The following is a 20,839-nucleotide window of genomic DNA, read 5'->3' on the forward strand; positions in this document are numbered from 1 at the left end:
TCGTCGACTTAGATGCCGAGATAGCGGACAGTAGACTCGCACTTCGAGTGACCAAGCAGCAGTTGCACGGCGCGAAGATTCTTGGTCCTGCGTTAAATTGGCGTCGCCGTCGTGCCGCGCATAGAGTGCGTGCCGTAGTCTGCCGGATCCAATCCAAGTTGGACCACACAGCGCCCTACGATTCGTTCGTACTCGCGGGTGCCAAGATGCGGACAGTCATGCAGCCTGCTGAGGAACGGGAAGTTGTCGGACTTCAGTCTCGCAACCTTGGTCCATTTCAAGCGCCTCGCGCGTGGTGGCTGTGATCTCAAACTGGACGGATCGCTGGGTCTGATGCTGTATGACGACTGATCGAGATGCAATTTTGATCGCCGTGGCAGACGTCGCGGACCTTAAGGGCAACCAGGTCGCAGCCGCGCAGTTTGCTGTCGATCCCAAGGTTAAGCAGCGCAAGTTCTCGCACCCTTTTTCCATCTGTAGGCGCATGCGCAGCGCCCGGATGTCCTTGGGCTTGAATGGGGCCTTCTGACCTACGATCGTGCCCTTATTCCAGAGCTCGCGGTAAACAAGAGGGGCAGCAACTTCCATGATGGTCTCCCATCTAGCGGATGGGTCATGAAGATGCGCCTTCTCGGAGCGTCTGCCCACGAGTGACCACGCTGGTCATGTCATGTCAGATCTTGAGTCTTCAGACCAGCCTGCGGCAGACCTCGGCTGTCCGCTCTTCCGAGCAGCGGTCATTCAGCGTTGAGCGGGCGACTGGCTGCTCACAGTCTGAAGCTGCCTCCCACGCGATACCGATACCCGCCCATGGGCTCTCTTCCTGAGGCGGAGCGTGAACGATCAGAACAGTCCGCCTTGAGATGGCGGAACTTGGTCAGAACTTCTCGGCGCTCTCACATTCGGCTTCGCCGGCACCGAGCGCCTCTGCCTAGCCTCTGGCTGCCCCTTCATCGGCCCACCCCATTGCCGGAAGAACCGAGGCGCTTCAGCCAAGGAGCATGACATCCACTGGTCGTACTCGTCTGGCTCCAGGAAGACAGGCATCCGCTTCTCCGTCCCCGGTTCGTGGAACTGGCTGTAGAACGGATGCCCATCGCAGTTCACCGTCAGCATCGTGTAGCTGAACTTCTCGACGCCGTGCTCCACCCACTGGCTGTATAGGCCGGCGATGCCGAAGGGCGTACCGTCTTCCTTCTCGATGCGCCAGCGCTCACTGGTCAGGTCCTCGGCGTACTTCGGCTCGAAGACCGCCCTTGCCGGGATCACGCAGCGCAGGCCTCGCATCCAACTGTCTTTGAAGCTGGCCTTGGTGCTCACCGTCTCACTGCGCGCGTTGTAGGTGCTGCGGCCGTAGGCCACCTCGCGGCGCCACGGAGGCAGCAGACCGAAGCGACCAGCCTCGAACTCGCGCTGCCCATTCACTAATCGAACGAAGGGGCCGAGCCCCGTCGGATAGAGCTCTGGCGGCGTATCTGCCTGGGCATCCCGCTGCACGCCAAAAAACGCCAGCAGTTCATCGGCACTGGTCACAGGCAGGTAGTTCGCGCACATGAAGCCATGATAGGACCGCATCTTGAGACATTTTTCTCGCCAGATCCTACGGAGAGAGGCGCTGGACAAAGGACACCGTGAGACGATGAAAGCGAGGTCGCACCTTCCAGTCAGTTCGACTCCCTTCGACCTGAGATTTCCTCCCTCGCGATCTCTTTGGCCTGCCCCGAGCAGGCCTTTTCTTTGGCCGCGCTGATCACGGCCACCGCTCCGCGAAGCTGGCCTTCCTAGAGGCCGCTCACGAAGTTTCAGCTTGGCGCGCCTTCCAAATGGGCGCCGGATCAGATACTGTATGCACATACAGTTTAACAGTTCCCATGCGTCCCGCTGCCCTGCCCCACTGGTCCGAGCCGGATCCACTCCCTATGGCTCCCGCGAGACCACGCGCCATCCCAACTCCCGGGGAGATCCCGCAGGGCGTCTGGCGCGGCAGTGAGCTGGGCAGCCAAGTCACCGAGACGGTGCCTTCCGGCTGGGCGACGCTGGACGCTCAATTGCCCGGTGGCGGATGGCCTCGCCGCTCGCTCACTGAAGTGCTCGCGCCCCAGCCAGCCGTCTGCGAATGGCGCCTGCTCGGCGGCGTGCTCGGGCACGTTGCTGCTGCTGGCGGCCAGGTCGTGCTGGTGGGCCCACCGAAACCACCGCACCTGCCAGGCCTGCTGCATGCCGGAGTCAGTGCGGCCCAGGTGATTTGGGTGAAGGCCGAGACGCCCGCTGAGCGCTTATGGGTCACCGAGCAAATGATCAAGTCCGACGCCGCCGGCGCCATCGTGGCCTGGCTGCCGCAGGCGCGCCAGGAGCAGATCCGGCGCCTGCAGGTCTGCGCCCTCGCCTGCAAGGCCCCCGTCTTCCTGTTCCGACCCGAGGCGGCCCGGCATGACTCCTCGGCCGCACCGCTTCGCCTGCACACGACCTTCCGGTTGGACTGGGAGCTGGAGGTCGACATTTTCAAGCGCCGTGGCCCCGCCATGGACGCGCCACTTCGTCTGCCCTCCATCCCGGGCGGTCTGTCCTCCATCCTCACGCCTCGGCTGCTGACACCGAGCCGCCTGACCCAAGCCAAGGAGGCCTCGCATGCTGTGGGCAGCCCTGCTCCCCGCACTCGAGAACGCGCCCTCCACTGAGCTGCTGCACGGCGCCGCGCAGTGGGCCATGCAGTACACACCGCGCGTCACGGTCCTGGAGGCATCGGCGCTGGCGATGGAGCTTTCAGCGAGTACGCGCCTCTTTGGCGGCAAGCGCCTGCTGGTCGAGCGCATTCGCAACGAGGCGCCGGAACTCGATCTGCGTGTGCCCAGCTGGGCACCGACGAGCCTGGCCGCCCTGGCGTTGGCGCGGGCCAAGCAGACCAACGGCTTCAGCAAGCCGCTGGCGGAAGTGCTGGATGCCCTGCCCTTCGATGCGCTGAGCGCCGCCCGGGCGCACGAGGCCACCTTGTCCCGGCTGGGCTGCCGCAACCTGGGCGATGTGCGGGCCCTCCCGCGCGGAGGCCTGAGCCGCCGCTTCGATGCCGGCCTGCTGACCGCCATGGACCAAGCCTATGGCCTGCGGCCCGAGACGCATGCCTGGGTCCAGCCTGCCGACCGCTTCGCCCAGCGGCTGGAGCTGATGTCACGGGTGGAGCTGGCCCCGGCCATGCTGTTCGGGGCGCGGCGTTTGCTGCTGCAGATGTGCGGCTGGCTCGCAGCCCGGCGCAGCGGCACGACCGCCATCACGCTGAAATGGTGCCACGACGTGATGCGCTCGAAGACTGCCGGAGACGGTGGCGAACTCACCGTGCGCACGGCCGAGGTCACGCGCAACGTCGAGCACCTGTCGCGCCTGCTGGCCGAGCACCTGGCTAAGGTCGAGCTCAAGGCGCCGGTGGGCGATCTGGAACTGATCGCCGACGAAGTGCAGCCCATGGAGGAGCGCAGCTTCGCCCTGCTGCCCGATCCTGCGCAGAGCGGCGAATCCCTCGCCCTGGTGCTGGAGCGCGTGGCCGCCCGCCTGGGCCCCGAGCGCGTGCTGCGCCCGGTAACCGCCGCAGACCACCGCATGGAGTGGATGGTGCACTGGCAGCCGGCCGACCAGCCTCTGCCTCGAAAGCCCTTGCACGACATCTCGCTGCCGCAGCCCACATTCATGCTGCCCCAGCCGCTGAAGCTGGCAGTGCGCGGCGACCGGCCGATCTACCAAGGGCCGCTAATCATGCTGTCGGGCCCGCACCGGGTCGAGGGCGGCTGGTGGCATCGCCTGTCCGACGACCAGGGCCAGCAGTCCACGGCCAATGTGCTGCGCGACTACTGGGTTGCGCTGAGCGAACACGCTGGCGTGCTGTGGGTCTTCCACACCCGGCTGGACGACGAGCGCAGCGCCTGGTTCCTGCAGGGCGTATTTGCGTGACGCAACCCCATGGCGCTCTCCCACTACGCCGAGCTTTGGTGTCTCTCCAACTTCTCGTTCCTGCGCGGCGCCAGCCGTCCTGAGGAACTGGTCGAGCGTGCCCACGAGCTGGGATATTCCGCGCTCGCCCTCACCGACGAATGCTCCATGGCGGGCATCGTGCGGGCGCATGTGGCGGCCAGGGATGTGGGACTCAAGCTGCTCATCGGGGCACAGTTCAAGGTCGAGCACGAGGTCCCGTTCACGTTAATCGTCCTGGCGCGTAACCTCGAGGGCTACGGCAATCTGTGCGAATTCATCACTGGGTTGCGCCGCAGCGCCGACAAGGGCACTTACCGGCTGACCTTCGGCCATCTGGCCAAACAGCGCTTCGAGGACTGCCTGGTGCTGCTCGCCCCGCCGCGGGGCACCACTTCTGACCACCTGAACGCCCTCACAGACTGGCTGCAAGCGAGCTTCGAGGATCGATGCTGGCTGGTCGCGCTGCGCGAGCGGGTGCTGGGCGACGAGATGTGGCTGCACCAGTTGCGCCAGGCGGCGGACGCCTTCGGTGTGCCCGTGGTGGCCGGCGGCGACGTTCACATGCACGTGCGCTCCCGCAAGCCGCTGCAGGATGTCCTGACCGCCACCCGCATCGGCAAGCCGCTCACAGAATGCGGCCTGGCCCTACAGCCCAATGCCGAGCGCCACCTGCGCACCCGGCTGCGCCTGGCCCAGCTTTACCCCGCCTCGCTTCTTCGCGAAACCCTGCACGTGGCCGAGCTCTGCGACTTTTCCCTGGACGAACTGCGCTACCAGTATCCCGACGAGGTCGTGCCAACGGGCGAGACCCCAGCCTCCTACCTGCGGCGCATCACCTACGAAGGCGCCGGCCGCCGGTGGCCGGAGGGCGTCTCGGCCAAGGTGCAGCAGCAGATCGAGCACGAGCTGTCGCTCATCTCTGAGCTGCACTACGACCACTACTTCCTGACCGTCTACGACATCGTGCGCTTCGCCCGCTCCCGGCACATCCTCTGCCAGGGTAGGGGGTCTGCGGCCAACTCGGTCGTCTGCTACTGCCTGGGCGTCACCGAAGTGGATCCGGCGCGCATGTCGGTGCTCTTCGAGCGCTTCATCAGCAGGGAGCGCAACGAACCACCCGACATCGACATCGACTTCGAGCACGAACGCCGTGAAGAGGTGATGCAGTACCTGTACCAGAAGTACGGGCGCGACCGCGCCGCCCTCGTGGCGACGGTGATCAGCTACCGGCCGCGCTCGGCCATCCGGGACGTGGGCAAGGCGCTCGGCTTCGACCTGGAGACGGTGGATGCATTGGCCAAGGGCCACCAGTGGTGGGATGGGCGAGAAGTGCGGCCGGAGGCCTGGGCCGAGGTCGGCCTCAATCCCGACGACCTGCGGGTGCGCCAGTTGGTGGCGATCACGCAGCAGTTGATGGGCTTTCCCCGTCACCTGTCGCAGCACGTGGGCGGCTTCGTTCTCACGCGAGGCCCGCTCGCCCGCATGGTGCCCATCGAGAACGCGTCGATGGTGGACCGCACGGTGATCGAGTGGGACAAGGACGATCTGGATGCCGTGGGCCTGCTCAAGGTGGACTGCCTGGCCCTGGGCATGCTCACCGCCATTAGGAAATCGCTGGAGTTCATCGGGCAGCGCCGGGGCTACCGCTTCGAGATGCAGGACATCCCGGCGGAGGACAGCACCACCTACGACATGATCTGCAAAGCGGACACGGTGGGCGTCTTCCAGATCGAAAGCCGGGCCCAGCAGGGCATGCTGCCCCGCCTGAAGCCCCGCTGCTTCTACGACCTGGTGATCGAGGTCGCCATCGTACGGCCGGGGCCCATTCAGGGCGGCATGGTCCATCCCTACCTGAACCGGCGCCAGGGCAAAGAGCCGGTCACCTACCCCAGCGAAGCCTTGAAGGAAGCGCTGGGGCGCACGCTGGGCGTTCCCGTGTTCCAGGAGCAGGTGATGCAGATCTCCATCCTCGCCGCGGGCTTCACGCCGGGCGAGGCGGACGGGCTGCGGCGCTCGATGGCCGCGTGGAAGCGCAAGGGCGGGCTGCAGCAGTACTACGACAAGATCGTGAACGGCATGACGGACCGTGGCTACGACGAAGCGTTCGCCAAGAGCATCTTCGAGCAGATCAAGGGTTTCAGTGAGTACGGCTTTCCGGAGAGCCACGCGGCCAGCTTTGCGCTGCTGGTCTACGCCAGCTGCTGGATCAAGTGCCATCACCCGGCGGAGTTCCTAGCCGCCATGCTCAACAGCCAGCCCCTGGGGTTCTATTCGCCATCGCAGCTGGTGCAGGACGCGAAGCGGCACGGCGTCGTTGTGCGTCCCGTGGACGTGATGCACAGCCAGGTGGACTGCTCGCTGGAGGGGCTGCCGCATCCACCGGCGGTGCGGCTGGGCCTGCGCATGATCGACAAGCTCAAGGGTGAGTCGGCGCAGCGGATCGTTCGGGCGCGGGAGCTGGCGCCATTCGACAGTGCAGAAGACCTGGCCCGGCGAGCCGGCCTGGAGCAACACGAGTTGAAAATCCTCGCAGCGGCCGATGCGCTGATGAGCCTGTCCGGTCATCGGCGCCAGCAGGTCTGGGATGCGGCAGCGTTGCGACGAGCGCCGGTCCTGCTGCAGGACGCGCCGGTGGACGAGGACTATCTGGAGCTGCCCGAAGCACCCGAGGGCGAGGAGATCGTGTGGGACTACCGATCCCTCGGTCTGACGCTGCGCCGCCACCCGCTGGCGTTGCTGCGGGAAAGGCTCAAAGCCAAGGGCCTCAGCACCGCGGCTGACCTGCATAACCTGCCCAATGGCAGCCAGGTGCGCTACTGCGGCATCGTGACGCTGCGCCAGCAGCCGGATACGGCCAATGGGACGATCTTCGTGTCGCTCGAAGATGAGACGGGCGTGGTGCAGGTGATCTGCTGGAAGAGCCTGCGGGAGCAGCAGCGCGAGGTGTTGCTGCAGTCGAGGCTGCTGGCAGTGCGGGGGGAGTGGCAGCGAGAGGGTCAGGTGCGGAACCTCATTGCCCATCGGCTTGCCGACCTGTCACCGCTATTAGGGCGGCTGGCCGACTCGGCGGGAAGCCGAGATTTCCGATGAGGGAGCGAGATTTTGCAAAGTGGAGCGCCGCTGCGTTTTGCATTGGCTGCGCATGCCATGCCTGTCTTGCAACGGCAGCGGTGCGCAACACACCAACGAGTAGCGTGTAAATAACGGCCTCCACCTAGGGATGCTCTTCACCAATCGTTGTGCCACGCGCTGAAGCGGTTTGAATGTTTGGTGCGGTGGATGGCTGCGCCCGGTGGGTCGGTCCAGTCAGCGATGACGCCCGAGGCAGGTTCGACAAGAGCGCCAAGGTCGCCGGTTTCGCGCTTTGCATGGCCGTCACGCCGATGCCGGACGCACCTGGGCCATCAATGTCTGTCTGACCATCCACAGGTTGCTCAGCGCAAACAGCACCTTCAACTGCACGGTGTTCTTCGCCAGGCCGCGGTAGCGCACCTTCACATGTCCGAACTGGCGCTTGATCACACGACACGGGTGCTCGACCTTGGCGCGTACGCTTGCCTTCAGCCGCTCGATCTTTTCGGTCAGTGCATCCACCGCGTCGGTCGCGGTTCAAGCGCTCGGCGCAGCCCCGGACGCATCGCCACATGCCAGCGCACGTGCGCCCTCGCATCAGGACGCTTGTTCACGCCCTGGTAGCCCGCATCGCCGAACGCGAACTTCTCCTGCCCGTGCAGCAGGCCGTTGCCCTCGACCACGTCGTTGACGTTGCCAGCGGTGCCCCGCACCGTGTGCACCAGCCCCGAGTCGGCGTCCACACCGATGTGCGCCTTCATGCCGAAGTGCCACTGGTTGCCCTTCTTGCTCTGGTGCATCTCGGGGTCTCGCTTGCCGTCCTTGTTCTTGGTCGAACTGGGGGCCGCAATCAGCGTGGCATCCACCACCGTGCCGGCCTTGAGCATCAGTCCCTGGCCCGTGAGCAGTTCGTTCACCCGCGCCAGGATCTGATCGGCCAGTTTGTGCTGCTCCAGCAAGCGGCGAAAGCGCAGGATGCTCGAATCGCTGGGCAGCGCATCGCCCCAGTTGGATAGGCCGGCGAAGTCGCGAAAGACGGGTACGTCGTGCAGGGCCTCTTCCATCGCCGGGTCCGACAGGTTGAACCACTGTTGCATGAAATGGATGCGCAGCAGCGTCTCCACGGCGAAAGGCTGCTGGCCGCGGCGGCCACTCTCGGGCGCGAAGGGCTCGATCAGTGCCACCAGGTCGTGCCAGGGCACCACCCTGTCCATCGAATCGAGAAACTCGCGCTTGCGCGTTCGCTTGGTCGACAGCGGCAGGCCCAGGCTCGTTTGCTTCATGGCCAGCATGCTCGGCCTTCACGAGGCCGCACGCAAGCACATCGGCGGGCTATTGGTGAAGAGCATCCCTAGTAGGCTACTCCGCGGATCCGAAGTATTGCACCACCGAAATTCAGTGGGTCTGCGCCGAGCGCTGCGAAGCGTGCCAACCTAATAGGCGCCCCTCAACGGCCTCAAGCACTTGGAACAGCAGAACGCCAAGCAGGCAAAGCAAGCCAAGCGCCACGAACACAGTGGGTGTGTCGAAGCTGCCCTGTGCCACCAGGATTACATGCCCCAGGCCCGACTCGCCGGCCACGAACTCGCCGACGATGGTGCCAATCAGCGCGAAGGACACGCCGACCTTCATTCCCGCGAAAATGCTTGGCAGCGCATTCGGGAAGCGAATCTTCCAAAGCATGGAGGCGCGCGAAGCACGGTTCACGCGTGCCATGTCCAGCATGTCAGGGTCGGTTGAGCGAAGGCCCAAGACGCTGTCGATCAGAATCGGAAAGATCGCGATGAGCATCGCGATCGCCACCTTGGGCAGGCTGCCCGTGCCCATCCAGATCACAAAGAGTGGTGCGAGCGCTACCTTAGGCACGGCATTCATTGCGATCAGCAGCGAGTACAACGTGCGATCCAGAAAACGCGAGTAGACGATGCCGATGGCAGCCGCCACGCCAAGCACGATTGCGAGCGCGAAGCCGTACAGCGTGGTGCGAAGCGTGCTCCAGCTTTCCTGCATCAAGTAGGCTGGTTGATCCAAGAACTTCTGCCAGACCTTGCTCGGGGCCGGCAGCAGGAACTCGCGCACGCCGAAGCTGCGCACGCTGAACTCCCATAGCGCCAACAGCACCGCGACCGTCAGCAACGCCTGCCAGCTGCGCTGAGTGTGCGCCAGTATGCTTTTCATCGTGACTCCTTGGGTCAGTAGGCGCCGAGCTGGCGGAAGGTTTCGCGGATACGGCCCACGTAGCGCCCGAACTCCGGCGTCTCGCGCACCTCAAGTCCGCGCGGGCGTTCCAGTGCGATGTCGAGGACGTCGGCAATGCGCCCCGGCCCGCGGGCCATCATGACAACTCGGCTGCCCAAGTACACGGCCTCGGAGATCGAGTGTGTGATGAAGACGACCGTCTTGCCCGTCGCCATCCAGGTGCGCTGAAGTTCCGCGTTCAGCGCGTCCCGCGTGAATGGGTCCAATGCGCCGAAGGGCTCATCCATGAGCAGCAATTGCGGATCCAACAGCAACGCACGGCAGATGGACACGCGCTGGCGCATTCCGCCTGACAGCTCGCGCGGGTAGCGGTCCAGGAAGTCCGACAGGCCGAACAGCGCCAGTAACTCCTTGGCCCGCTCCGCGTAGGCCTTGGGTTTGAGACCATGGAACTCGGCCGCGGCCAGCACGTTGCTCAGCACGTCCCGCCACTCCATGAGCAGGTCCCGCTGGAACACCACGCCCATGTCTTCCGGCGGCGCAGTGATGGCCTGTCGGCCCATCTCCAGTCGACCGCTGGTAATGGGCTCCAGACCGGCGAGGCAGCGCATCAGCGTGCTTTTGCCGCAGCCGCTAGGGCCCACAACCGAGACGAATTCGCCTTGCTGCACCTGCAGGCTCACGTCTTGCAGCGCGGTCACGGGGCGACGCCCGGTCGTGTAGACCTTGTTCAGGCCTTCGATGACCAGCAGCGCAGTTTGCTGAGCGACGTTGGCCATGCGATCCTCAGGCGGACAGTAGCGCATTGGTGTAGTAATCCGAGGGTTTGCGGCCAGCCTTGATCTGGCCGGTCTGCTCCAAAGAGCGGATGGCCGCGCTCCAGTCGGCATCGGTCTGCTGGCCAAAAGGCAGGCCCTTGGCAGAGGGGCTCTCGAAGAAGGGACGGTAGGCCTCGATCTGGCCTTTGATCACGTCGGCATCCAGCCTGGCGTTGGGACGCTGTGCGAGGACAGCAGCGACGGCCTCGTCCACATGGCCGTCGTAGATGTAGTGCCAGGCCCGCACCTGCACACGGGCCAGCCTCGCCAGCGCGTCCTTCTTCGCATCCAGGTTCTTGGGCGTGGTAGCCAGTCCGTAGCTTGGGAAGTTGATGCCGCTGTCGGTGAGCAAAATGGCACTGGCCCGCCGGCTCTTGTGCACCATGGGCTGCCCGAACGGCGCCTGCGACAGGAAGCCGTCCGAGTTGCCGGACACATAAGTGGAAATCATGGCGCTCGGCGCCACCATGACCAGTTCCAGTTGGCTGCGACTCATACCGTTGGCCTTCAGGAACGGATCGATGAAGGGCGTCCATGGGCTGGTGGTGAAACAGACCAGCTTCTTCTTGCCCAGGTCCTGCGGACGCTTCACGCCTTGGCTGGCGTCGGTCATGACCGCCAGGTCGCCGGTACGCGAGAAGCCGGCGATGGACATCAGATCAAGGCCGTTCTCCTTGGCCACTGCCATGGTTCCCAGCGCGACCTGACCCACGTCAACTTGGCCTGCAGCGAGAAGCTGCAGCGTGTTGATGGTGCCAGTCCCGTCCTGCACCTCCACTTCCAGCCCCTGCTCCTTGAACCAGCCCTTCTGCTGCGCCAAGTGCATGGCGCCATGCAGGCCCCAGGGGGAAAAGTCCATACGGACAGTGAGTTTGGCGGGCGCCTGCGCCCTTGCGCGGTGGGTGGTCAGTCCAAGGACCGGTAGAGCAACCATTGAGGCCAGGCCTCGGGTCAAAGTACGTCTTTTCATGGCATTCCTCAGGAGTGGTTCGAAGGTGGGGCGAAGCCAGAGGTGCTGGCAGAGTCAGGCGGCGCTGCGCAGCACTGCCGTCTTCTCTCGGTCAATCTTGCCGGTGTGTGGATCTGCCACGGCAAGGTAGTGCTCGCGCACGAAGGCGGCCGACAGCTTGTGGTCCCACACGTCCTGCTCGATGTCATCGAACGGACGTGTCAGCGGATTCCCGAAGCCGCCGCCGCCAGGCTGGATGTGCGTCACGAGATCGTTGCGCGCGATCTGCCGGCCGACCTTGCTGGGCAGGGACTGGACCACGCCCTCGTGGTCCAAAAGATTCTGAGCCGCCTGCGCAGGCTGACCGCCCTGCAGGCCATAGGGGCGGAACTTCATGCGGTCGGCCCGCAACTGCAGCAGCACGTCGTCGCCCAGCACGCGGTAGCTGCGCCGGATGCCCAGGCCGCCACGGTAGCGGCCTGCACCGCAGGTGTCGGCCGCCAGTTCGTAGGCTTCGACGCGCACAGGGTGCTGCGCCTCCAACGTTTCCACGGGTGTGTTCGACAAGTTCTGCGAAGCGTTGGTGATGGCCTCGATGCCATCGCTCTTGGGCCGGCCACCCCAGGCGCCGCAAATCATGTCGACGATGATGTAGGCCTCTCCACTGTCCTTCTTGCCGGACAGGCAGACCACCGTGTTGCCGCCCTCGCCGGCCGCCGGCACGTGGTCAGGCACCACCTGTGCCAGCGCGCCCAGCATGGCGTCGAACACGCGGTAGCCGGTCAGCGCACGCGCGGCTACGGCCGCTGGCGACACCGGATTCAGTACCGTGCCCTCGGGCACTGTGACCTCTATGCAGCGAAACACGCCAGCGTTGTTGGGCACGTCGCCCTTGAGCGCGCAACGCACACTCAGGTAGGTGCAGGACTTGGTGTACGACAACGTAGAGTTGATCGCCGCACGCACCTGCGGCGACGAGCCGGCATAGTCCACGCTGACGTGGTCCTCATGCACCGTGACGGCAACGCGGATCGGAATCGGCGCGTCGGACAGGCCATCGTCGTCGATGAAGTCCTCAAAAGTGAACGTGCCCTTGGGCCAGCGACGGATTTCGTCGCGCGTGAGGCGCTCGGCATAGTCCAGCAGTTCAGCGAAGTAGCTGCGGCTGGCTTCGCGGCCATAGCGGTCCAGCAGCTTGCCGAGCTCGCGCACACCGACTTGGCAGGCCGCGTACTGCGCGCGAAGGTCTCCCAACACGCGGTCGGGCACACGCACGTTCTGCGCGATCACGCGCTCGATGGTCTCATTGACCTGGCCGGCTTCATACAGTTTGAGCACCGGTATGCGCAGGCCCTCTTGATAAATTTCGGTGGAGTCGCTCGCGTTGGAGCCCGGCACGCGGCCACCGACGTCAGTGTGGTGGCAGATCACCACACAGAAGCCTTCGACCTCACCTTGGTAGAAGAAGGGCACGAACATGAAGATGTCCGGCAGATGCATGCCGCCCTGATAAGGGTCGTTGACGATCACGGCGTCGCCCGGCTGCAGGCTGTCGCCGTAGCGCTTGCGCACTTCGGCCATGGCCTCGGGGATGGCGCCCAGATGCAGCGCGATGGTCTTGGCCTGCGCGATCATCTGGCCATGCCGGTCGCAGATCGCAGCGGAGTAGTCCATGACGTCTTTGACGATCTCGGAGCGCGCGGTGCGCAGCACGGTGTAGGCCACCTCGTCCACGATGGAATCCATCGCGTTCTTGACGACGGCAAAAGTGATGGGGTCGATGGCGCGGCTCATGCGGATGCCTCTTCGATGTCGATGATGATGTTGCCGATGGCGTCGGCGTGTGCGAAACAGCCAGGGGGGACGACGATGGTGGTGTCGTAGGACTCGATGACCAGCGGTCCTGCAATCCGCTCTGTGCCAACGCCAGCACGTGGCATGACGCGGGTGGTACGCGGCGCCTCGCCCGGCGCGAAGCTGACCTGGCGCTTCCCCTCCGTGCCCTGCAGCGCGCTGGTGTCCACACGGCACTGACCGAAGTCCAGCCGGTGCGGACTGGTGCCATGCGCGCTGACGCGCAAGTTCACGAGCTCGAGTGGCTCTTCGCTGCTGTAGCCGAAGGTCTGTTGGTACAGCGCGTTGAAGTCGGCGGCCAGCTGGGCAAGTACCTCTCCGTCAACGGCAGCGCTGCGCAGCGGCACCGTGAGCTCAGAGCTCTGGCCCAGGTAGCGCACATCTGCATAGTGCGACACGCGCGCGGCAGATCCGCGGTATCCCTCGCCAGACAGCACGGTGTAGCCTTGGTCGTCCAACGTGCCCAGGATTCGCGCGAGGTCGCCGTGCACGCAGGCGTCCAGCGGGCGCAGCACCGCCTTGACGAAATTGTGCTCGGCGTCGGCTGACAGCATGCCGGCCGAACAGAACACGCCGGCCATGATGGGCGCGAGCACGCGCCGGATGCCCAGGATGCGCGCCACGGCCACAGCATGCAGCGGGCCGCCGCCCCCGAAGGCGATCATGGACATGTCTCGCGGATCCAGGCCGCGCTCCACGGTGACCGCACGGATCGCGCGCGCCATGCTCACATTGGCCAGATGACGGATGCCGTGGGCAGCCGCCAGCGTGTCCATTTTGAGCGGGCCGCCGACATGCCTGTCGATAGCCCGTGCCGAGAGCGCGGGCTCGACCGGCAGACTGCCCCCGGCCAGGGCCTGCGGATTCAGGTAGCCCAGCGCCATGTTGGCGTCGGTGACGGTCGGACGGTCATTGCCTTTGCCGTAGCAAGCCGGCCCCGGCGCGGCGCCGGCCGACTCGGGGCCTACGCACAACAAGCCACCGGCATCGATCCACGCGATGGAACCACCGCCGGCGCCAACCTCTGCGATGTCGATCGCCGGCACCTTGAGCACGTAGCCGCCGCCCTTGACGAAGCGGCTCGGTGCGCTGATGCCGTCGCGGAATTCGTACTCATTGGTCAACGATGGCTGACCTTTGACGACGATGGCCGCCTTGGCCGTGGTACCCCCCATGTCGAAGACGATCATGTCGTCGTTGCCGCCCAGCGCGCCGATGCGCGCCGCGCCGGCCACGCCGCCGGCCGGACCTGAAGCCACTGCAAAAACTGGCTTGTCGCTGGCCGCGCCGATGCCCATCATGCCGCCGTTGGAAGCCATCACCTGCAGCGAGGCCTGAATGCCCATGGCTTGGAGGTCCTCGCGCAGCCGCGCAAGGTATGTGCGCATGGCCGGCAAGATATAGGCGTTGACCACCGTGGTGCTGGTGCGCTCGTATTCCTTGATCTCGGGCAGCACTTCGCACGAGACGCTGAACAGCACACCCGGAAAGCGCTTTTGCAGCACGGTCTTAGCCAGCAGCTCATGCGCAGGGTTGATGTAGCTGTTCAGGAAGCAAATGGCGATGGCGTTGACGCCTTCAGCCACGAGCTCACCGGTTTCCTCCACGAGCTGATTCACGTCCAGCGCGGTCACCACGCTGCCGTCGGCCGCGATGCGCTCACGGATGCCTCGACGCCAGCGGCGCGTGGCCAGCGGCTGCGGCTTTTTCCAGGCCAAGTCGAACATGGTGGGCGTGCGGATCCGACCGATCTCCAGCACATCGCGAAAGCCCTCGGTGGTCAGCACGCCGGTGTTGGCGCCGACCTTCTGCAGGATGGTGTTGGAGGCGGTGGTCGTGCCGTGGACGATTTCCGTGATGTCTTCGGGCCGGATACCGGCCTGGTCGATCAGCGACTGCAGGCCTTGCACGATGGCGCGGCCCAGGCTGTCCGGCGTGGTCGAGGTCTTGTTGACGAACAAACGCCCGTCGGGCATCGCGAGCACGATGTCGGTGAATGTTCCGCCAATGTCGCACCCTACGCGTGCGCCTTTGCTCTGGTTTAGTGCAGTGGCCATGAGGTTCCGCTGTGGTTTGGTTGAAAATGGGTCCCGAGCTATTAACTAACTAACTAGCTAGTCAAGTTACGTGCCAATGTAAGAGCCGGTTCGCGACCATGTCAATAGTGGCGTCAACAGAGTCGCGGACGAACTTTCAAGAACCTGCTTGGTAGACTGACCAGGCGCCAAGCGAGCCCCAGAGCAACCGATCCATGACCCAGACACCGGCAACTGAACGCAAGCCCAAGCCGCGCAACGCGGTGGCTACGCGGGAGAAGATCCTCAAGATGGCGAGCCGCGAGTTCGCAGCTCATGGGTTCGAGGGCACGCGGATCGACGCCATCGTGGCGCGCTGCAAGATCAGCAAAAACCTCATCTACCACTACTTCGACAGCAAGGAAGCGCTGTTCATCGAAGTCATGGAGCGTGCCTACGGCGCCATGCGAGAACGCCAGAACGAACTGCAGCGTTCTGGCGATCCGGTGCAGGACATGCGCGACCTGGTCCAGAAGACGGTGCAACATTTCATCGACCAGCCGGACTTCCTGCAATTGTTGTCCAACGAGAACCTGCACAAGGCCAAGCACATCCGCAAGTCCAAGGTGATCTCGGAGATGTTCAACCCTTTGCGCGAGGCGCTCCTGGACATCTTGGAAGACGGCAAGGCACAAGGAGTCTTTAGGCAGGATGCCGATTGGGTGGATCTGTACGTGTCGATCTCGGGCATCGGCTCGTACGCCCTGACGAACCGCTACACCCTGTCCTACGTGCTCGGAGTCGATCTAGGTTCTGCCGAGCGACAGCAAGCACGGCTCACGCACGCCGCGGACATCGTTATCAGCTACCTGTGCGATCGCAGCGCTTCGACAGCCAAATAGAGGCCTAGCGACGCCTCTCCGAGCAGCGGCTGCCGGACATGCCTGCAGCCGCGAGCGACTGATCTGCCGGCCTTAGCCCACTGCTGCACTGTGCTGAGAGTGTGACAGTGGGAGGGAGACACTACGAACTTCATCGCACATCAAGTGGCCGGCCTGTCACCTCTTCGGGTGCAGCTGACTGACTCCGCACACGGTCGGGGGCTTCGATGACAGTCCACAGCAGCATAAGCCGCCGCCCTTGGCGACGGCTGTTATGCCGTGTGCAAAACGAATAGTGCGGATAGGAGGGCTGTGCGCGCGAGTACGGTAGCTCACTCGATCAATCCAGCGAGATGTTGGCGAACTTCGCCACTTCCTTCCAGAGCGCGACGTCCTTGGCGATGGCCTGGCTGAAACCCGGCGAGTCACTGGCCACGACGTTGGCGCCAAGCTCGTTCATGCGCGCCTTGAACTCGGGATTGCCCGCTGCTTCCACCGCGGCGCTCTGCAGGCGCTTGAAGATCTCCGGCGGAATCCTGGCCGGTCCCACGATGCCGTTCCACAGGTCGGGCTCGTAGTCCTTGACGCCCAGCTCGGTGAAGGTGGGCACATCGGGCAACTGCGGGCTGCGGCGGTCGCTCGCCACGCCGATGGCCACCAACTTGCCCGCCTTGATGAAGGGCAACGCCGAGGGCAGCGCATCCCAAAGGATCGGCACCTGACCCGCGATCACGTCGTTGATGGCCGGACCCGAGCCGCGGTAGGGAATGTGCGTGATGAACACGCCAGTCTTGGACTTGAACAACTCCATGCAGAGGTTGGTGGCGCCGCCCGCGCCGGACGATGCATAGCTGTAGCGGCCGGGCGCGGCCTTGAGCGTCTCCATGAACTCCTTGAAGTTCTTGGCCGGAAACACGGGGTTGACGGCGATCACCCCGGGAAAGGCAGACAGCTTGGTGATGGCCGTGAAGTCCTTCACCGGGTCATAGGGCAAAGACTTGTAGACGGCGGAGTTGGTGCCGTGGGTGCTGATGGTGACCAGGCCGATCGTGTAGCCGTCCGGCGCCGCCTGAGCGATGGCGCGCGCGCCCACCGATCCGCCGGCGCCGGCCCGGTTGTCGATGATCACCGGCTGTCCCAGCACCTTGCCATAGGCCTCCCCGAAGACTCGGCCCACGACGTCGGTGGTGCCGCCCGGGGGAAAGGGCAGGATCATGCGGACCGGCTTGTTCGGGAAGTCGTCCGCGTGCGCACCGGCCCAAGGCAGCGCGGTGGCAGCGGCCAGCAGTTTCAGGGTGTCCCGGCGGGTGGGGCAATGGCTCATGTCTGTCTCCTTGGTTGAAGCGGCAATCAGGAAAAAATCAGTTCGACCTTGCCGGCCTGGCCGCTCATCGCGACGCGGAACGCCTCGGCAAAGTCGTCCTGCGCAAACTCGTGGGTGATGAGCCGGTCCAGCGCGGACTGCATGCGCGGCGCGATCTCCTGCAGCCGTGCCCAGGTGCCCTGCAGGTGCCGTCCATAGACCCCGCGTATCGCGATCTCGCGCAGCACCACATGGCGCGACAGGTCCAGTGCCAAGTTCTGGGCGGGTATGCCCGCCAGCATCAGCGTGCCGCCCGGCCGCAGCAGGTTCAGCGCGTTCTCGATGGCAGCGGGGCTGCCGCTGGCCTCGACCACCCCATCCACGCCTGTATTGACCAGCGCGCGATCGCTGCCGTCGCGCGGGTCGACCGCTGCCTCTGCGCCCAGCGCCAGCGCCAGTTCGCGGCGTGCGGGCGAGAGGTCGGCGGCCAGCACGCGTGCCACGCCCGTCTCCCGCGCCGCCGCCACGGCCAGCAGGCCGATGGGGCCACAGCCGCTGACGAACAGAACGCCGCCGGTGACCCGGCATTCCTCCACCGCCCGCAGCGCGATGCCCAGCGGCTCCAGCAGGCAGCCGTGGCGATGCGACATGCCGGCCGGCAGGCGCCGCAGCATGGCCAGGGGCACCGTGGCGTATTCGGCGAAGGCGCCCTCGCCCAGCCGGGTGAAGACCTTCAGGTTCAGGCACGTGTGGCCGCGGTCGCGCAGGCATTGGTCGCAATGGCCGCAGGCCAGGTGCGTTTCGACCGTGACGCTGTCGCCCACCGCAAGGCCATGGTGCGCGGGCGCGTCGTCGGCGCCGATGGCTGCGATGACGCCGCTGAACTCATGGCCCAGCGGCAGGGGCAGGCGGTAATGCTGCTGCGCCCAGTCGTTCCATTTGAGGATGTGCAGGTCGGTGCCGCACACGGCGGCGCGGTGGATCTTCACCAGGGCGCTGCCCGGCCCGGGCGCGCCGAGCGGACGCCGGACCCGCGCCAGGTCGGACCAGGCAGGGCCGGTCTTCATGACCAGCGCGTAGCTGTCGCCGGCCGTGCCGGCTGCGTCGGAGGTCTTCTGCACGGCAGGTCCGCTGCCTTCAGGCGATGCGGTCGCCTTTCTTGATGACCGCCGCGCGGCTGTCCACGCCGGGCAGCATCTTGGCAGGGTCGCGGGTCACGACCACGTCCACCACGACTGGCCCCTTGGTTGCCATGGCCTGGCGCAGCGCGGCCTCGATCTGTTCCGGGTCCTCGACCCGGATGCCGGTGCAGCCGAAGGCTTCGGCCACGCGAGCGAAGTTGACCTCCTCCAGGTCGGCCGCGATGTGCTTGCCCGCGCCGTAGACCAGGTGCTGCAGCGCCTTGACGTAGCCCGAGGCAGCGTTGTTCACCACGATGAGGGTGATGTCGAGCTTGAGCCGCTTGGCCGTCTCCAGGTCGCCGATCACCATGCAGAAGCCGCTGTCACCGGTCATGCTGAACACCGTCTTGCCCGGTGCCGCGAGAGCCGTCCCGATGGCGCCGGGCAGGCCGTAGCCGATGGAGGCGAAGCCCCGGTCGGGCACGAAGCGCCGGCCCGCCTCCTTGGTGTCGAACAGCAATCCGGCCCAGTGCGCCGCGAAGCCGCCGTCAGCCACCAGGTAGCCGTCGCCCGGCAGCACCTTGTTGATCGCGGTGATGAGCCGGGCGACGTTGATCGGCCGGTCCTGGGAGTTCAGGCGCTCGGCGACTTCGTCGCGCCACCTGGCCACGCGCCGGGGCACTTCGGCCGCCCAGTCCGACAGTCGCTGGCGGACGGCGGCGGCATGGTCGCCAAGCGCGGCGTGCAGGTCCTGCAGCGCCAGGCGGGCATCGCCCCACAGCATGATCTCGGGCATGAGGGTGCGCCCGAACTCCTCGGCCACGATGTCGATGTGCACGATGCGCTTGCCCGGTGCCGGCACGGTGTAGCGCTTGGTGGCGATCTCGCCGAGCTTGCAGCCCACCACAACGATGAGGTCGCTCTCGTCGATCAGCGTGTTGGCGATGCGGTCGTAGCGGCCGAACAGGCCGGCACTCAGCGGATCGGTGCAGGGAATGGCGCCTTTGCCGGTGAGGGTGTGGGCCACGGGAATGTTCAAGGCCTGCGCGAAGGCATGCAGGGTCGGCGCGGCGCCGGAGAGGTGCACGCCGCCGCCGGCGAGGATGATGGGCTTCTGCGCTGCGGCAATGAGGGCGGCGGCCTGCGCCACCGAGTCGCCGTCCGGCCGACTGCGCAGGGCGGGCGCGGCTTCATAGAGCGGGTTCACCGCGAAGTCCGCCATGTCGAAGGCATACGTGTCGTGCATCAGGTCTTCCGGCACGTCGACCACCACCGGGCCCGGGCGGCCCGTGGTGGCCACCATGAAGGCCCGACGCATCAGTTCGGGCACGCGCTTGATGGACTCGATGCGGATGATCTCCTTGCACATGGGCCGCAGGGCATCGACCTGGCGGGACTCCTGCGTCATGTTCTTCCAGGAGTGGTCGCGGTGCGTGTCGCCCACCACGCAGACCACGGGCGTGCCCGCGTTGAGCGACTCGGCCAGTGCGGTGAGCATGTTGGTGGCACCGGGGCCGACCGTGGCGTCCGCCAGGCCCACGCGGCCGGAGACCTTGGCATAGGCATCGGCCACGAAGACGGCATTGCGCTCGTCGTGGATCAGGTGGTGCTCCATCTCCAGCACACGGGCGGCCTCGTACAGCGGGAGCACCTGGAAGCCGCCCATGCCGAACATGGGTCCGCCATTGAAGGCCTTGATGATGCGGGCGATGGCTTCGCCGCCGCTCATGACGAGGGTGCCGGCGGTGGATGGGTTGGGGCTGGACATGGGTGTTGCCTCTGGAGTGATCGGGTTGGAATGGAAGACGGGCGCGGGCAGTTCAGCTTTGCGCTGACGCGCGGCACATGAGGTCCGCAAAGGCATCGGCGCGCATGCCCACGCGCGCGCCCAGGGCGCGGGCCCGGTGGTTGATGTGGCTGAGCACGCCGCTTTCATAGGTCGAGCGCCCATCACCGATGCGGGCACTGCTCGCGGCCACGGTGGCACCCGCAATGCCGCGCGCGTCCAGGGCCGGCAGGCGCGAGATGCCTGCGTTGTCCACGCCCACGCCCGCGTCGTTGTAGAGCGCGGCGAAGACGTCCACCTTGATGGCGGTCGCAGCCTGGCCACCGAGCAGGCCGCCGTGCGAGCCCGTCAGCGCCACCGCCCCCACGTCCTGCGGCGTGACCAGCGAGGCCGAATCCATCAGCACCAGGGTCCGCTGCGCGCCGGGCAGCGCACGGGTCTCGCGGGCTTCCTGGGGTGGATCGCCGGGATCGGCAGCGGCCAGTTTGGCAATCCGCAATCGATCGATGGCGTCGGCCACTGACATGCCAACGTGCAGGCCAAGGTGCGCCGCGGCGCTGTTGACATGCGAGAGCCGGCCGCGCCGCAGGTGATCGGCGCCGTCGCCGATGCGTGCGCTGCGATGGTCGACGGCCACACAGGGCACGCCATGGCGGTCGCAGAGTTCCAGGCCACCGATGCCAGCCTGTGCCAGCCCTACGCCTGCGTCGTTGAGCACGACGGCGATCACGCCCGCCGCCAGGGCCTCGTGCGCGGCGAACAGGCCGGCATGCGAGGCTGCCACCGCCACGGCGCCACGAGCGTCGGCCTGCAGCTTGGTGACCGAATCGGCCACGACCAGCGGGTTCGGGGGAGCCTGCCTGGTCATCGGCTGCGGCCTC

15 protein-coding genes and 1 pseudogene are annotated in these 20,839 nt (G+C 65.8%); 4 read left to right on the forward strand and 12 right to left on the reverse strand.

Features of this window, described 5'->3' with window-relative positions; genetic code table 11:
• Positions 1–8: 8 nt before the first annotated feature.
• Together BXA03_RS20575 and BXA03_RS20580 are read right to left on the reverse strand one after the other, a co-directional pair.
• Positions 9–588, reverse strand: a pseudogene (locus BXA03_RS20575) (tyrosine-type recombinase/integrase).
• Between the two features lie 255 nt (positions 589–843).
• Positions 844–1,554: an SOS response-associated peptidase gene (locus tag BXA03_RS20580; RefSeq protein WP_159444736.1), complete on the reverse strand. Its 711-nt coding sequence runs from the start codon at positions 1,552–1,554 to the stop codon at positions 844–846.
• 365 nt (positions 1,555–1,919) lie between these two features.
• Between BXA03_RS20580 and imuA the strand changes: the two genes are divergently transcribed.
• The 3 genes from imuA to BXA03_RS20595 are packed head-to-tail and all read left to right on the forward strand — an operon-like array spanning position 1,920 to position 7,050.
• On the forward strand, positions 1,920–2,678 hold the full coding sequence (gene imuA / locus BXA03_RS20585; protein WP_076511062.1) for a translesion DNA synthesis-associated protein ImuA: 759 nt from the start codon (positions 1,920–1,922) through the stop codon (positions 2,676–2,678).
• Positions 2,629–3,939, forward strand: a complete 1,311-nt coding sequence (locus BXA03_RS20590) for a Y-family DNA polymerase (RefSeq protein WP_076511063.1) — start codon at positions 2,629–2,631, stop codon at positions 3,937–3,939. The genes imuA and BXA03_RS20590 overlap by 50 nt, the downstream gene beginning before the upstream one ends.
• A 9-nt stretch (positions 3,940–3,948) precedes the next feature.
• Entirely contained in the window at positions 3,949–7,050 is a 3,102-nt protein-coding gene (locus BXA03_RS20595; protein ID WP_076511064.1) for an error-prone DNA polymerase, read from the forward strand.
• A gap of 285 nt (positions 7,051–7,335) precedes the next feature.
• Here the strand turns inward: BXA03_RS20595 and BXA03_RS20600 are convergent.
• The 6 genes from BXA03_RS20600 to BXA03_RS20625 form a co-directional block, all read right to left on the reverse strand.
• Positions 7,336–8,315 (reverse strand): IS5 family transposase gene (locus BXA03_RS20600; RefSeq protein ID WP_143476388.1). Its coding sequence is split into 2 segments (ribosomal slippage): positions 7,336–7,566 and positions 7,569–8,315, totalling 978 coding nucleotides; the frame shifts between segments, so codons are not numbered across the junction.
• A gap of 112 nt (positions 8,316–8,427) precedes the next feature.
• Positions 8,428–9,210 carry an ABC transporter permease gene (locus tag BXA03_RS20605; protein WP_076511065.1) on the reverse strand — a complete coding sequence of 261 codons (783 nt, stop codon included), beginning with the start codon at positions 9,208–9,210 and terminating at the stop codon, positions 8,428–8,430.
• 14 nt (positions 9,211–9,224) lie between these two features.
• Entirely contained in the window at positions 9,225–10,010 is a 786-nt protein-coding gene (locus BXA03_RS20610; protein ID WP_076511066.1) for an ABC transporter ATP-binding protein, read from the reverse strand.
• Positions 10,011–10,017: 7 nt separating this feature from the next.
• A complete protein-coding gene (locus BXA03_RS20615; protein ID WP_234983775.1) occupies positions 10,018–11,019 on the reverse strand; it encodes an ABC transporter substrate-binding protein in 1,002 nt (333 codons plus the stop codon).
• 54 nt (positions 11,020–11,073) lie between these two features.
• On the reverse strand, positions 11,074–12,792 hold the full coding sequence (locus BXA03_RS20620) for a hydantoinase B/oxoprolinase family protein (RefSeq protein ID WP_076511068.1): 1,719 nt from the start codon (positions 12,790–12,792) through the stop codon (positions 11,074–11,076).
• Entirely contained in the window at positions 12,789–14,909 is a 2,121-nt protein-coding gene (locus tag BXA03_RS20625; protein ID WP_076511069.1) for a hydantoinase/oxoprolinase family protein, read from the reverse strand. Before BXA03_RS20625 ends, BXA03_RS20620 begins: the two co-directional genes overlap by 4 nt.
• 194 nt (positions 14,910–15,103) lie before the next feature.
• Between BXA03_RS20625 and BXA03_RS20630 the strand changes: the two genes are divergently transcribed.
• The gene (locus tag BXA03_RS20630) at positions 15,104–15,769 is read left to right on the forward strand and encodes a TetR/AcrR family transcriptional regulator (protein ID WP_076511070.1); all 666 of its coding nucleotides are present in this window, start codon (positions 15,104–15,106) and stop codon (positions 15,767–15,769) included.
• Positions 15,770–16,088: 319 nt separating this feature from the next.
• Here BXA03_RS20630 and BXA03_RS20635 read toward each other — a convergent pair whose 3' ends face one another.
• Genes BXA03_RS20635 through BXA03_RS20650 form a run of 4 tightly spaced genes read right to left on the reverse strand, consistent with a single transcriptional unit; the run spans position 16,089 to position 20,826 of the window.
• Positions 16,089–17,072, reverse strand: coding sequence for a Bug family tripartite tricarboxylate transporter substrate binding protein (locus BXA03_RS20635; RefSeq protein ID WP_076511071.1), 984 nt, complete (start codon positions 17,070–17,072; stop codon positions 16,089–16,091).
• Between the two features lie 26 nt (positions 17,073–17,098).
• A complete protein-coding gene (locus tag BXA03_RS20640; RefSeq protein ID WP_076511072.1) occupies positions 17,099–18,172 on the reverse strand; it encodes a zinc-binding dehydrogenase in 1,074 nt (357 codons plus the stop codon).
• Positions 18,173–18,188: 16 nt separating this feature from the next.
• Entirely contained in the window at positions 18,189–19,940 is a 1,752-nt protein-coding gene (locus BXA03_RS20645; RefSeq protein WP_076511073.1) for a thiamine pyrophosphate-binding protein, read from the reverse strand.
• Positions 19,941–19,992: 52 nt separating this feature from the next.
• Positions 19,993–20,826, reverse strand: a complete 834-nt coding sequence (locus BXA03_RS20650; protein WP_076511074.1) for a hypothetical protein — start codon at positions 20,824–20,826, stop codon at positions 19,993–19,995.
• Between the last annotated feature and the right edge of the window lie 13 nt (positions 20,827–20,839).

It is taken from the genome of Pseudacidovorax sp. RU35E, from assembly GCF_900156165.1.
In the GTDB taxonomy this organism is placed as follows: Bacteria; Pseudomonadota; Gammaproteobacteria; order Burkholderiales; family Burkholderiaceae_C; genus Xenophilus.

Excerpts from the sequence above, each read along its gene's own strand:
- BXA03_RS20580 (WP_159444736.1), bottom strand. The coding sequence starts at position 1,554 with ATGTGCGCGAACTACCTGCCTGTGACCAGTGCCGATGAACTGCTGGCG.
- imuA (WP_076511062.1), top strand. The coding sequence starts at position 1,920 with ATGGCTCCCGCGAGACCACGCGCCATCCCAACTCCCGGGGAGATCCCG.
- BXA03_RS20590 (WP_076511063.1), top strand. The coding sequence starts at position 2,629 with ATGCTGTGGGCAGCCCTGCTCCCCGCACTCGAGAACGCGCCCTCCACT.
- BXA03_RS20595 (WP_076511064.1), top strand. The coding sequence starts at position 3,949 with ATGGCGCTCTCCCACTACGCCGAGCTTTGGTGTCTCTCCAACTTCTCG.
- BXA03_RS20605 (WP_076511065.1), bottom strand. The coding sequence starts at position 9,210 with ATGAAAAGCATACTGGCGCACACTCAGCGCAGCTGGCAGGCGTTGCTG.
- BXA03_RS20610 (WP_076511066.1), bottom strand. The coding sequence starts at position 10,010 with ATGGCCAACGTCGCTCAGCAAACTGCGCTGCTGGTCATCGAAGGCCTG.
- BXA03_RS20615 (WP_234983775.1), bottom strand. The coding sequence starts at position 11,019 with ATGAAAAGACGTACTTTGACCCGAGGCCTGGCCTCAATGGTTGCTCTA.
- BXA03_RS20620 (WP_076511068.1), bottom strand. The coding sequence starts at position 12,792 with ATGAGCCGCGCCATCGACCCCATCACTTTTGCCGTCGTCAAGAACGCG.
- BXA03_RS20625 (WP_076511069.1), bottom strand. The coding sequence starts at position 14,909 with ATGGCCACTGCACTAAACCAGAGCAAAGGCGCACGCGTAGGGTGCGAC.
- BXA03_RS20630 (WP_076511070.1), top strand. The coding sequence starts at position 15,104 with ATGACCCAGACACCGGCAACTGAACGCAAGCCCAAGCCGCGCAACGCG.
- BXA03_RS20635 (WP_076511071.1), bottom strand. The coding sequence starts at position 17,072 with ATGAGCCATTGCCCCACCCGCCGGGACACCCTGAAACTGCTGGCCGCT.
- BXA03_RS20645 (WP_076511073.1), bottom strand. The coding sequence starts at position 19,940 with ATGTCCAGCCCCAACCCATCCACCGCCGGCACCCTCGTCATGAGCGGC.
- BXA03_RS20650 (WP_076511074.1), bottom strand. The coding sequence starts at position 20,826 with ATGACCAGGCAGGCTCCCCCGAACCCGCTGGTCGTGGCCGATTCGGTC.